This window comes from Candidatus Hinthialibacter antarcticus (assembly GCA_030765645.1).
In the GTDB taxonomy this organism is placed as follows: Bacteria; Hinthialibacterota; Hinthialibacteria; order Hinthialibacterales; family Hinthialibacteraceae; genus Hinthialibacter; species Hinthialibacter antarcticus.
In genome coordinates, this window is sequence record JAVCCE010000075.1 from 49,724 (window position 1) to 62,698 (window position 12,975).

The window sequence follows — 12,975 nt, forward strand, 5'->3', positions numbered from 1 at the left end:
TTTGTTAATTAAATAAAATTTACTTATTGATTCTACTCTTTAATTGTTGTTTATGATCCATTGACGGAATGCGGCGATATCAGCGTGGATTTGCGTAATCAATTGTTGAGGGCCGTCAAACTTTTGCTCGGCCCGAATATTCATCAACACATCGACAATCAGATATTCATTATACAAATCATCGTTAAAATCTAGCAAATGGATTTCAACCGTGCGTTGCGGGGTGTCTTTGAAGGTCGGTACCACTCCAATATTCATCACGCCCCATACCGGCTCTGCGTCAAACTGATTTCTCATTACGCGGACGCCGTACACGCCGTTAGGCGGCAGCAGTTGGTTGCTGTAATCAATATTCGCCGTTGGGAAGCCAATCGAGCGTCCTCGAAGATCGCCCTGAACCACGCTGCCCGCAATCTGCACTGTGTGGCCCAATAAATCCGCCGAATGGTCGAGGTCGCCGTTTTTGACTGACTGGCGGATACGGCTGCTGCTGATGGGTTCGTTGTTGTGAGACATGGGTTCAATGATCGTAACGTGCTCAAACGCAGCTGGTGTTTTCTGTTTTAGCGCTTCCGGCGTACCTTCGCGGTTGCGTCCAAAAGTGAAATTGAACCCGATCACGATTTCTCGCGCATGAAAACAATCAATCAACGATTGTTGAATAAATTGCTCCGCGCGGGTCTGGCTGAGTTCTTTTGTAAACGGGACAGCGACCAGATAGTCGGGCGCCAGCGTTTCGATCCATCGTTTTTTGAGCGCATAGGGCGTCAGTAATGGAGTGGGCGCGTTTGGTTGCAACACATCGCTGGGATGGTTTTGAAAGGTGAAGACGACGGAGACGCCGCCGCGTTGTTTGGCGCGTTCGCAGCAGGTTTGGATAATGCGCTGATGGGCGCGATGGACGCCGTCAAAAAAACCCAGTGCGCATACCACGCCGTCGCTGGGTTGAAACGGGCAATTCGCTATCGTTGTCAGTTCAATCATGCGGGCGGCGTCAGGGGCGCAGGCGTTCCATCTCTTGGTTATATAAAGTCTGAATATGGGCGACGGCCTGGTCGGGCGCGATCAACTCTTTTTCTAATACGCTGCGTTGAACGAACTCAACTTGACCGTTTGCAAGCGACTTTTCACCGACCACGATCCGGTAGGGAAGCCCCATCAAATCGGAATCTTTGAATTTTACGCCGGGGCGTTCGTTGCGGTCGTCAACCAACACTTCGAATCCCGCTTGCGTGAGTTGTTGTTCCAAATCGTTCGCTGCTTGGGTGACGGTTTCGCTCTTGGGCGACAAGTTCAAAATATGCACATGAAACGGCGCGGTCGAAACGGGCCATACGATGCCGTTATCGTCGGCGTTTTCTTCAAGCACGGCGGCCAACGTACGGCTGACGCCAATGCCGTAGCATCCCATCACCATCGGCTTGCGGCTGCCGTCTTCATCGGTGAATTGGGCGTGCAGCGCTTCGCTGTACTTGGTTCCCAAAATAAAAACGTGCCCCACTTCGATGCCCATTGCCATGCTGAGTTTGCCCTGGCTGCATTTGGGGCAGACGTCATCCGGGTTTGCGAGGCGTAAATCCACCCAATGGTCAACTTTGTAATCGCGGTCGAGAACGACATTTTGAAGGTGGTAGTCGCCTTTGTTGGCGCCAGTGGTTCCCGCGCCGATAGAGCGTACGGAATAATCGGCGTAAATCTTAACGCCTTTGAGACCCGCTGGGCCTGCGAAGCCGACTGGCGCACCGGTGACTTTTTGAATGATTTCCGGTTCGGCGAGTTCAACTTGCTTGCCGATGGCTTTCGCGACTTTGATTTCGTTTACGGTGTGGTCGCCGCGTAGCAAGACGACGAACGGCCCGTCTTCCGACGTGAAGATCATGGTCTTAATCATCTTGTCGGGCGTGGTTTTCAAAAATGCGGAGACGTCTTCAATGGTGCGTTGCTCCGGCGTATGGACTTCTTCCATCGCGGGGGCGCCGTCGTCAGAAACGGCGTCCGGCGTTGCGCATTCCGTCAGTTCGCGGTTGGCGCGATAGTCGCAGTCGCTGCAACTGACAATTTCTGATTCGCCGATATCCGCCGGAACCATAAACTCATGCGAATGCGAACCGCCCATCACGCCGGTGTCGGCTTCGACGGGGACAGCGGTTAATCCACAACGATGGAAAATATTCGCATAGGCGTCGTACATCGCCTTGTAGGATTTCTCTGCGCCCGCATCGTCGCAATCAAACGAGTAGGCGTCTTTCATAATGAACTCACGCGCGCGGACAATGCCGAATCGCGGGCGAATCTCATCGCGGAATTTGGTCTGTATCTGATAGAGGTTTTTCGGCAAGTCGCGATAGGATTGAATCTCATTCGCTGCCAGATTGGTGACGACCTCTTCGTGAGTTGGCCCTAGCACGAACTCGCGTTCGTTGCGGTCGCGCAGGCGCATCATTTCCGGCCCCATCAACTCAAAACGGCCCGAGTCTTTCCAGAGCGTATCGGGTTGCATACTGGGCATCAGCACTTCGATGGCGCCGGCGGCGTCCATCTCTTCACGAACAATTTGTTCGATCTTGCGTAAGGCGCGCCACCCCATCGGCAGGTAAATATAAAGGCCCGCCGCCAATTGGCGGACGAGGCCGGCGCGTAACATTAGAATATGGCTTTTGGCTTCTGCTTCTTTAGGCGCTTCGCGCAGAGTCGGGAAGAATCCAGATGATTGTTTCATGAGAGTCCTAGAAGTCCTGCAATCCAACTAAAAAAGTTGATGCGGCTCAGATCATTAAAGACCAAGAATAATAGCAGCGGCATGACCAGGATGAACCCGATCTTGCCGAAGTTTTCCATTTGACGAAGCGTGATCGGTTTGCGGCGCACGACTTCGTAGAGATAAAACATAATGTGTCCGCCGTCGAAGGGCGGCATGGGGAACAGGTTTAAGATGCCGAGGTTCGCCGACAACATGGCGATGAAGCCCAAAAACTTTTCCAGCCCCCAGCGGCCGGATTCGCCCGACATCTGGAAGATCGCAATCGGCCCGCCCATCAGTTTGGGCGAGACGCCGCCAGTGAACAGTTTGCCGATGAAGTCGAGAATCATAGTCGAGACGCCGACGGTGCGGTTCCAACCTTCGCTTACGGCGCCGACCACGCCCAGGCGGCGGCGGTCGTGTTTGAGGTCAACGCCGATTTGGGCGATGTTATATTCTTTGCCCGTCTTGATGCTGGACGGCGTCAGGATCGGCGTCTTGCGCACGGTCGGGGTGATTGCTTCGGTCCGCATAGTTTCGTCTGCGGTCAGCCAGGTGATGTCGAGCGGCTTGGCGGTGACGGTCCCATCTTCTTCGGTTTGCAGCGAATTTTGAATAGTGAGCAGAACGTCCGTCCAGTCGTCGATGGCTTCGCCGTTGATCTCAACAATGCGGGCGCCTGAATCCAAGCCCGACTTGGCGGCGGGGCTGCCTTCTTGGGCGGTTCCGATCACCGGCGGCAGTTTCGGCGCAACGCCGATCAGTCCCGTCGAGGGCGTGAGGTAATCTTCGAGTGAGATTTCACCCTGAAAAACCGCGCCGATTCGGGCTACAGGCTCAAATGGAAGCGCGTCTTCTGCGGGAAGCAATACATCGGGCGTCACTTCGATTTGATGTTCTTCGCCCTGCGAATCAATGGCTTTCAGGGCGATGGGGTTAGAAACATATTCGCCCGATTCGGTTTTTTCTAATCGCTGGCTTAGGTAATCCGTCCATTGATCGAGGGCGCCAAAGGTTTGCCCGTCAACTTCAGTGACGACCCAGCCGGATTTCAAGCCCGATTTTTCAGCGGGCGTGTTAGGCAGAATGCGGGTGACCAGAATGCCTTGTTCAAATTCGGGGGCTTCTACGTCTTGCAGCGCGTCCCAGAATCCCGGCGGGATATCTTTTGCTTTGGTCATCTGCTGACCGTCGCGTTCAATTTTGACGGACAGCCGGGTGGAGTCAGAATTGCGTTGATAGGCGCTGACTTCGTCCCATGAAGTGACCGGGCGTTCATTGACGGCGAGAATATTGTCGCCGTCGCGCAGGCCGAGTTCCCATCCCCATGAGCCTTTGGGGACATGCCCGACGGTGGTGGTTGCGGTGTAGGCTTCGCCGAACCAACCGAGGATGAAGACATATAAAATGAACGCTAATACGAAATTCATCAGCGGCCCGGCGACGACAATCGCCATGCGTTTCCAGGGAGAGAGTTGCAGGTATTCCCAATCGGCCCCGGTGAGTTCATCTTCGGGGTCCATGCCGGTAATTTTAACGTAACCGCCCAGGGGCAGGGCGCAGAGAGCGTATTCGGTGCCATGCCATGTGTAGGTGAAAAGCGACTTGCCAAACCCGACGGCGAAGCGCTCAACTTTGGCGCCGCACAGTTTAGCGACGATAAAGTGGCCCCATTCGTGTATGATTACTGCCAGGCCGAGTACAACCAGGAAATATCCAAAACTAATCAAACCACCGAAAAAGGGTTCAAGACTTGTCATCTATTATTCTCGCTTTGCGTTGGGCCAAGGGCGAAGTCGGCTTACAGTAACATTCAGGCGCCGCTTGGTTTAGAGTATTCTTTCCCTAACGAAGCACAGCGGCTGGCGGTGACGGATTATTTAAAAATGCGCCCCTGGCTTAGAAAACAAAACGCGCCGCTTAAAGCAACGCGAATCAACCCAAAAGGTACTTAGAGCGTCATCGAATGTCAAGCATTGGCCCCAAAACGACTCACACGCAAACAAACGCACCAGAGCAGATTTTCGGCTGGACTGGGGTCGTTGCGTTGACGTTCCTATCGCTTCTGGTTCGATATTTTCTCATCGGATTCAACCAGACGGAATATACTGACGGTATTATACAATTAAATGTGTGGGACAGCCCGGTGGTGTTCTTTCCGCCGGGATATTCCGCCGCCGTGTGGTTGTTTGAGTCGCTGGGGGCGTCTTCTTTAATCGCTGGGCAGCTTGTATCGATCTTGGCTTCCGCCGCTTGTATGCCGTTGATATACCTTCTTGCCCGCGAAGTTCTCGACGATGAGGGCGAGTCTTTTTGGGCGGCGATATTTCTTGCTCTGTCACCCATCCTAAACCGATGGGCGATTCGGGTGATGACCGATGCTTTCTTTCTTCCCTGGTTCATTTTGGGATGCTGGCTGATTGTTCGCGGGCTGAAAGGCAAGGCGAATTCCGCTGCATGGTTGCTGGGCGTTGCGGGAATTGCATCGTTGGTTCGTTACCAAGGTTTCTATTTTATCCCCTGGGTTGGGGTACTGATCTTTTTACAACTTAAGACAACTTCGAATAAGAAATTTGGGTCAATTCTGATCTGGATTATTAGCGTCGTTCCGTGGGCGCTGCTTGTGGGTTGGATCGCCTATCGCGGCTTTGGACATACGGAGCAATTTGTTGAGCGCGGGTCGTTTGGCTTCTGGCTGACGGCGCTGTTGTATTACAACATGTTCGAAACCTTCCTGATATATTGGCCGTGGGCAATTACCCATTTGTTATTCGTCATTGGCGTGATTGGCTGGTTCGTTTTCGCAAAAGGGACTGAAATACAAAAACGCTTCGCTTGGTTTGCGTTAATCACTTCACTTGTGTTTTTGGTTGCCCAGAGCGCGTTTTTATCTTTTCAATACAGATACCTGCTTCCTTTGCTTCCATTATGGTGCGTCGCGGCGGGGCGGGGAATCGGTTATGTGATAAGCAAGATCAAAATGCCTTATTCAAAATCAATTGTGACGGGGCTGGTTGCAGCAAATCTATTAATCATGACCAGCGCGGTGTTATTGATGCAACGCGGCGCCTTTGGCGACATCGCCCAATGCGGAACGTATTTTAGTGATGTCTGGAAAGATGCGCGTCTGCTCTCCAATGAACGATACGGGCATTACCCCATCCCGTTTAAGATGCAATTCTGGTCGCAACGTGAGGTGTTGTATTATCCAGTAGAAGAACCGAAAGTCGGCGACATCATTGTTTTGCACAACACCAGTGGAGACATAGCGGAAGAATTCGAATATCTAAGCCAGCGCTTTCAGTTGCAGAAACTCGGCGATTGGCGCTCGTCGTCAACGCCGCTGTTGCCTGACATCATGGTGACGCCGCCGATGATGACCAGCAATCCGCCCGCGATGGGCTATCGCTTCACCCGTCAGGATTACTACACGCTTGCGGTGCGGCTTGAGGCGAAGCCTTGACCCACAGCCTGTTCGTCTACGGCTCATTGCGCGATGCGCGCGTCTACTTTAATGTTGTGGGGGAACCAAAGCCCGCTGGCCGCGAGGCCGTCCTGCATGATTACCAGTTTGGGGCGCCGATAGACGGTTACCCGGTGATTGTTTCAAAAACAGGCGAAAAAATCGAAGGCGAAATACTGGAAGAGATCACTGACGCGGCGCTGGTGAAAATTGACGCCTACGAAGATAATGGCGTTGACTATCATCGTATACGGGTGTGGGTTGCAACGGGGAAGACCAGGGCGCGGGCCTTTGTCTATGTGGGGACGAAATGAAAATTTGCTATATTGGCGACGGCGAGTCGGTCCACAATCATTTTATGATTGATTGGTTTGTCAAAAATGGACACGAAGTCGCGTTTTTGACCGATACGCCCGTCGAGGGCATTCATTGTGAAGTCCATCAGGTCGCTCCCAAAGAACGCAGCGGCGTCTTGCGCCATTGGCGGGCGTCGCGGCAAGTCAAAAAGTTCATCAAAAAATGGAAACCCGACATCGTCCATGCTCACAATGTGACCGGCTACGGCTACTGGGGCGCACTGAGTGGGTTCCATCCTTTTTTTCTCACTGCCTGGGGGTCCGATTTAATGATCGAAGTCCATCGCAATGCATTGGTGCGCGGAATCGTGCGTTATGCCTTACGCAAGGCGGACGTGATAACCGCCGATGCGAAATCATTGTGTGAGACGGCGGACGATCTATCTCGAAACGGCGCGGATATTCGTGAATTACAATGGGGCGTCCGGCTCAAAGAATTTGACCGGGAACTCGCCCCGGAGGTTCGCGCAAAATACCGCCAGCAAGAAGAATATATCTTTATTAGCAATCGCAGATTGCGTCCAATTTACAATATAGACGTTATCGTCCGCGCATTTGCTCGCGCCTTGCCGCAGATGCGCGGCAGCCGATTGGTCGTCATCGGCGACGATGAAATGACGGACGACTTACACCGCCTGGCGGAACATGTTTGCGCGGCGGAGTTTATTACCTTTACTGGATGGCTTGACCGTAAGGACATGATCGACGCGCTGCTTGCGTCCGATTGTTATATCAGCGTCCCGTCCAGCGACAGTACGCCGCTATCATTGCTCGAAGCCTTCGCTGCGCGATTGCCCGTCATCGTTTCAGACTTGCCCGCGATGCACGAATGGGTGATGCAAGGCGACAACGGTATGATTGTGCGCCCCAACCACGAGGCGCAGCTGACGCAAGCGATGATCCGCGCGTTCAAAAATCCCAAAGCCTGCAAGCAATGGGGACAAGCCAACCGGAAATTGGTGGAAGAACGCGGCAACCGCAATCAGGAAATGAGCAAACTCTTGCGTTGGTACCAAGAGGCGGTTAAAAAATAAAAACCAAACGCTTTTGGAGACGATAAATGAAACTCAACACGCCCATTGTTGCAATCGGCTGCTTGCTGATTTTGTGCGCTTGTCAAACCGCTCAACGCACAGGAGGGCGCTCGTCTGCGCCGCCCAAAGAGAAGATCGTCGAATTGCCTGGCTTGTCGCAAGACGCCGCGCCATTGGTGTTGGCTCGCATCCCCGCTGGGTCGTTTCTGATGGGCAGCGACTCTAGCGAGCCGGGGCATGAAGACAATGAGGCGCCGCAACATGAAGTTGTTATTAGCGAAGATTTTTATATGGGCAAGTTTGAAATCACTCAAGCGCAATGGGTCGCCATTATGGGAAGCAACCCGTCCCATGAAGAAATGATCGGCGACAATCTGCCCGTCAATAAAGTAAGCCTGGATGAGTGTCAGGAATTTTTGAAGCGCTTAAACGGAATGCTGAACGACTGGCGCTATCGCCTGCCGACCGAAGCCGAGTGGGAGTACGCCTGTCGCGCCGGGAGTAAGACGACGACATCCTTCAGTAAGAACCCCACGCCGGAGCAAATCGATAAACATGCGTGGTATCGCGAAAATTCCGACTACGTCATTCATCCCGTTGGTTTCAAAACGCCCAACGCCTGGGGATTGCATGATATGTACGGCAATGTGTGGGAATGGTGTTGGGATTGGTACGGCCCCTATAGCCCCATCAAACGCACTGATCCGCGCGGGCCGAGCGAAGGCGAAGAAATCGTCATACGCGGCGGGTCGTGGATGGCGAAGCCGGAGTTCATTCGCTCCGCTGATCGCGGCAAGATGGACGACTCGCGCGGCTATCACACCGGCGGCTTTCGCATCGTCTGGTCTGAAACCTGCGTAGATTGCTGATGCACTATTTGTAACATGCTGCCATGCTTGTGGTATAGACAAAGCAATTATAGCGAGTGTCTGACGCGTCTGCTTCATTGGACGGTATTTAACACCAACCAACCAGATTTCCACCCAAATCCCCCAACTCAATGAAGAAGACGTGCGCATGAATGATTAATCAAATATAAGACTGTGGAAATATGGAGGTACAATAAGAAATTGACATCATGTTGGATTGGAGCGAGAAACACCCAAAGAATTCGCACGGGGCGAACACAAAACCAGGAATATCTACCTGGAATTCTCTATATTGAATGGGGGCGCATTTTGGGATACCGTCAGAAAGTTGAATGGAATCTCAAAATACTAGTAAACTATACAGATTAAATGGGAAATCTCTATATAAAATTAGTTGTTGTAGTTTACTGACGGTGTTTATTTTTTATCACTACTAATCTTTAAGAGCAAAATTGTAAAGGCGTAATGAGAAAACTAATTGTATTAATAATGGCCTCGTTGATTTCTATCCCTGCTGTTTCGCAAGAATGGATGACTAGGCTTTTTATTCCCCCCATAGGTAAAACGTTCGAGGAAGTTCGTGACATCAAGAGGTCAGATGATGACTCTATCTGGTTCGCATCTTGGGGAAACGGTATTGCATGCTTAAAAGAAAACACTTGGCATGTCTTTACTACAAGAGAAGGGTTACCGTCAAATTTTGTTCCTTCAATAGAAGTTGATCAAGATGAAGTTTGGGCGGTTACTGATGAAGGTATTGTACATATTTCACAAGATGGTGTTATTCAAACCATAAACCAAAATGCCCTTTCCATTATCGATGAAGAATCCTTCAATGAAGTCAAAAGAATGAACAATGGGGAAATCTGGTTTGGGTCTGACAGCGGAAGCATCATTGCATGTACTGGTCTTTCGGGGACTCCCAGTATTAATCTTGGTGGGGTTCCGATTATTTTTATGAACCGAAAATGGTTCATCGTCAAACCTCCTGCCAATTCAAGTGGAACGGCTATTTATGAAATATTTGAAGATAAAGATCAAAAAATATGGGTCGCAGCAGATAGAAACGGACTCTATTTTCTTGAAGACAACGAATGGAAGCGAGCGGAGATTGATTTTCTGGAATATGATCGAGTACGTCAAATCGCTCAAGATTCAGATGGAGCCTTGGCGATAACAGGGGGCGCATTTTTATCTTATGATGGCGAGAATTGGGAGGAACACAAAAGTGTCAATCCTTACACCCTAGAAACTCTGCCTAACGGTCAATTAATTTTAGTTGATCATTCACACGTTTACTATCAAGAACAAAATGAATGGATAGAAGTTCCTTTTCCTATTGACGCAGGAAATCCGACGCCAAGAGTATTATATTTCGCCAATAATAATCACGGTTGGATAGGGACAAAAGAAGGCGTCATCGAAGTCATCCGAAAAAGGTTTAAACTATCCACTCAAATAGAAGAAGTTACAACGGGTTCAGACTTTATAGCAAAACCCAACTACCCTCCATTAGCAATCAATAGCACTCATGAGATACTTCAATTTAGCGACCCGTCGTGGAAATCATTCTTGCAACTTCCTCTAAGCGAATCGTCGATATCACCATTTTTATCAAGTGTTGTTAATGATAGATTTTGGGCTTTTACAGGTTCGGCTTTTTATGAGATTTCAATTTACGATAAGAAAATTGTTAAACAAATACCAAAGCCGGAAGATTTTTCAATTATTGGATTGCTGCATGCCGCTGATAACCGTCTCTATGCTTATTCCAATACTGAAATTTATTTAAATGAAAATGATCAATGGATACCTTTTGTAGCAAATAATAATCCCAATTCTCAAGATATCGTATTTTTATCACAACAACATGATGGTGCGTTATTGGTTTGTCGAACAAATTGCGTAGAGATTTGGAAATCAAACCAATTAGCGTCGACTATCAAAATTGACGAGGCAACGGACAATCATCCTTTGACATTTGCATGTCAATCAACAGATGCGCGCATCTGGTTGGGTACTAGAGGCCTTGGGGTATTTATATGGGATGGTGCTGAATTAATAAAAACAACAACTTCTGATGGTTTATTAAGTAACCGAATTGTCCAATTTTTTGAAGATTCATTTGGAACCGTATGGCTAGGTACAGAGCATTTAGGTCTTTCGTCTTACAAAGATGGTCACTGGATTAATTATTCTCATTCACAGGGTATTCCTAGTTCTCAACTAAACTCAATTGGAGAATATCCAGAAGGTACAATTTGGGTAAGTACATTAAAAGACCAAATCTATTCTTATACCAGAGATCGACAACCACCCTATACAGTCATTGAAAAATCTCCTGAATCCATTCCATACAATAGTTTTGGCATTTTCTCGTTGGATGGATACGACAAATGGAATCATACTGAAAAAGAAAAAATCGTTTTTTCATGGAGAATCATTCCCTATCTCAATAAAAATGGAGCGATTGAGTGGTCTCCTTTTAGCCCGGAAAAATCAGTGAGTACTCCATTGGCTCTTCCTCCAGGTAAATACCGGTTTGAAGTAAAAGCCGCTGATATGGATAGAAACATTGATTTGACTCCTTCAAGTCATGATTTTGTCATCCTTCCACCCCCAATTACATCAAGAGTTTGGTTTATTTTACTTATCACTGCACTATTATTATTAACTTTTTTCATGTTTATCAGCGCGTTTTTCTCAAAAAGAAAACTCGCAGTTTATGCAAACAACCTTGAAAAAGAAGTCGATAAAAGAACAGCAGAAATAACAAGTTCCAATCAACAATTAAAAAACGAAATTAGCGAAAGAACCGAACTCCAAGAAACCTTGGAGAAAAATGAACGTACGTATCGAATGGCGATTAAGGCAGCTGATGCTGTCCCATATTATAGAAAACATAACTCTGAGCACTATGACTACATCGGAGAAGGACTATTTAGAATTACTGGGTGCCATCCAGATGAATTCACAAATTCCATCTGGAAATCGTTAGAGATTGATCGAAACAATTATCATCTCATTCAAAAACGCGACAGCAATGATCAAGAAAACCATAGTCAAGCGGATATCAAGATTCAGTCAAAGACTGGTGAGTTGAGATGGGTATCTGAAACATCTCTGCAACTAAATAACGATCAAGGGCAACCTCTTGGCGTACTTGGTTTGTTTCAAGATATAACTGAGAGAAAACGTATGGAAGAAGAACTCCTGAAATCCAGAAAACTAGAATCAATAGGTTTATTGGCTGGTGGAATCGCCCATGACTTCAATAACATGCTAACAGCCATTTTAGGAAACATATCGTTAGCAAGAGTTTTATGTGAAGGAGACGATAATCTCTATAAATACTTAACAAAAGCAGAGAAGGCGTCTTTACGGGCTCAAACTTTAACCCAGCAACTTTTAACTTTCTCAAAAGGAGGAGCGCCAGTTAAAGAAGTAATATCCATTCCAGACCTGGTAAGGGAAACCGCATCATTTACGTTAAGAGGTTCAAACGTAATATGCGTCTACGATATTAATGAAGATGTCTGGACATTAAATATAGATAAAGGCCAAATATGTCAGGTTATTCAAAACCTGTTGATCAACGCAGATCAAGCGATGCCGGATGGAGGAACACTTGAAATTGGAGTTCACAATGCCTTTATTGAAGAAGGCCAATATCAAGAACTACCATCAGGAAACTATGTAAAAATATTGGTCCGTGATTATGGAGCGGGGATTCCTGAAGAGAATCTTACAAAAATTTTTGATCCTTATTTCTCTACGAAACCCAAAGGAAATGGTTTAGGTTTGGCAACTGCTTACTCGATTATTAAAAATCACAATGGCCTCATCTTCGTTGAATCGATTGTCAATAAAGGTACTGTTTTCACGATTCTCCTACCCGGCAACAAAACATCAGTTCCATCTATCCAGGAACCTTCTGAGGTTCATTCGAACTCTAGTGGTATAACAGTATTGCTAATGGATGATGAAGAAATGGTAAGAGACATCACAGGCACTATGTTAGAGCATCTCGGCTATAAAGTGAATTATGCAAAAGATGGAAAAGAAGCGATCGATCAATATCAAATTACATATAAATCCGACAATAGAATTGACTGCGTCATAATGGATTTAACGATCCCTGGAGCAATGGGGGGTAAAGAAGCGATTCAGCACCTTAAAGACATTGACCCCAATGTAAAAGCAATTGTTTCAAGTGGATATTCCAATGACCCCGTCATGGCAAATTATGCTGACTATGGGTTCTCAGGTGTTCTAAATAAACCCTATCAAATAGAAAAACTGGATGAAGCGTTAAAAAAAATTATAAACAAGATCAATGAGTAAGTATTCGCTATTTCAATTTGTCTGTTTGTATGATTCAATTTATGATTCATCCGTTTCGGGCATATCAATAATTGACAAATCAGGCATGGGCGCAACTCAGTGAGCGCCTATGCATGAGGGCCTGAAAGCCTGCACTGAAGTGAACAGAGTTGTACTCTTGCCAAATGCA

Annotated in this window: 8 protein-coding genes; 5 read left to right on the plus strand and 3 right to left on the minus strand. The window is 47.9% G+C overall.

Features of this window, described 5'->3' with window-relative positions:
- Positions 1-39: 39 nt before the first annotated feature.
- The 3 genes from ribF to rseP are packed head-to-tail and all read right to left on the minus strand — an operon-like array spanning position 40 to position 4,500.
- Entirely contained in the window at positions 40-984 is a 945-nt protein-coding gene (ribF, locus tag P9L94_19665; protein MDP8246311.1) for a riboflavin biosynthesis protein RibF, read from the minus strand.
- A 10-nt stretch (positions 985-994) separates the two neighbouring features.
- Positions 995-2,719 (minus strand): proline--tRNA ligase, encoded by a 1,725-nt coding sequence (locus P9L94_19670; protein MDP8246312.1) that lies wholly within the window; start codon positions 2,717-2,719, stop codon positions 995-997.
- Complete coding sequence (gene rseP / locus P9L94_19675; protein MDP8246313.1) at positions 2,716-4,500, minus strand: RIP metalloprotease RseP; 1,785 nt, start codon at positions 4,498-4,500, stop codon at positions 2,716-2,718. The genes P9L94_19670 and rseP overlap by 4 nt, the downstream gene beginning before the upstream one ends.
- A gap of 206 nt (positions 4,501-4,706) precedes the next feature.
- Here rseP and P9L94_19680 point away from each other — a divergent pair, with 206 nt between their 5' ends.
- From P9L94_19680 to P9L94_19700, 5 genes are all read left to right on the plus strand, one after another.
- The gene (locus P9L94_19680; GenBank protein ID MDP8246314.1) at positions 4,707-6,203 is read left to right on the plus strand and encodes a glycosyltransferase family 39 protein; all 1,497 of its coding nucleotides are present in this window, start codon (positions 4,707-4,709) and stop codon (positions 6,201-6,203) included.
- The gene (locus P9L94_19685) at positions 6,200-6,517 is read left to right on the plus strand and encodes a gamma-glutamylcyclotransferase family protein (GenBank protein ID MDP8246315.1); all 318 of its coding nucleotides are present in this window, start codon (positions 6,200-6,202) and stop codon (positions 6,515-6,517) included. The genes P9L94_19680 and P9L94_19685 overlap by 4 nt, the downstream gene beginning before the upstream one ends.
- Positions 6,514-7,593, plus strand: coding sequence for a glycosyltransferase family 4 protein (locus P9L94_19690; GenBank protein ID MDP8246316.1), 1,080 nt, complete (start codon positions 6,514-6,516; stop codon positions 7,591-7,593). The genes P9L94_19685 and P9L94_19690 overlap by 4 nt, the downstream gene beginning before the upstream one ends.
- 26 nt (positions 7,594-7,619) lie before the next feature.
- The gene (locus tag P9L94_19695) at positions 7,620-8,462 is read left to right on the plus strand and encodes a formylglycine-generating enzyme family protein (GenBank protein MDP8246317.1); all 843 of its coding nucleotides are present in this window, start codon (positions 7,620-7,622) and stop codon (positions 8,460-8,462) included.
- A 465-nt stretch (positions 8,463-8,927) separates the two neighbouring features.
- Positions 8,928-12,806, plus strand: coding sequence for a response regulator (locus P9L94_19700; GenBank protein ID MDP8246318.1), 3,879 nt, complete (start codon positions 8,928-8,930; stop codon positions 12,804-12,806).
- Positions 12,807-12,975: the final 169 nt, after the last annotated feature.

Bases quoted from the DNA above. Each gene is read 5' to 3' on its own strand.
- ribF (MDP8246311.1), bottom strand. From the start codon at position 984: ATGATTGAACTGACAACGATAGCGAATTGCCCGTTTCAACCCAGCGAC.
- P9L94_19670 (MDP8246312.1), bottom strand. From the start codon at position 2,719: ATGAAACAATCATCTGGATTCTTCCCGACTCTGCGCGAAGCGCCTAAA.
- rseP (MDP8246313.1), bottom strand. From the start codon at position 4,500: ATGACAAGTCTTGAACCCTTTTTCGGTGGTTTGATTAGTTTTGGATAT.
- P9L94_19680 (MDP8246314.1), top strand. From the start codon at position 4,707: ATGTCAAGCATTGGCCCCAAAACGACTCACACGCAAACAAACGCACCA.
- P9L94_19690 (MDP8246316.1), top strand. From the start codon at position 6,514: ATGAAAATTTGCTATATTGGCGACGGCGAGTCGGTCCACAATCATTTT.
- P9L94_19695 (MDP8246317.1), top strand. From the start codon at position 7,620: ATGAAACTCAACACGCCCATTGTTGCAATCGGCTGCTTGCTGATTTTG.
- P9L94_19700 (MDP8246318.1), top strand. From the start codon at position 8,928: ATGAGAAAACTAATTGTATTAATAATGGCCTCGTTGATTTCTATCCCT.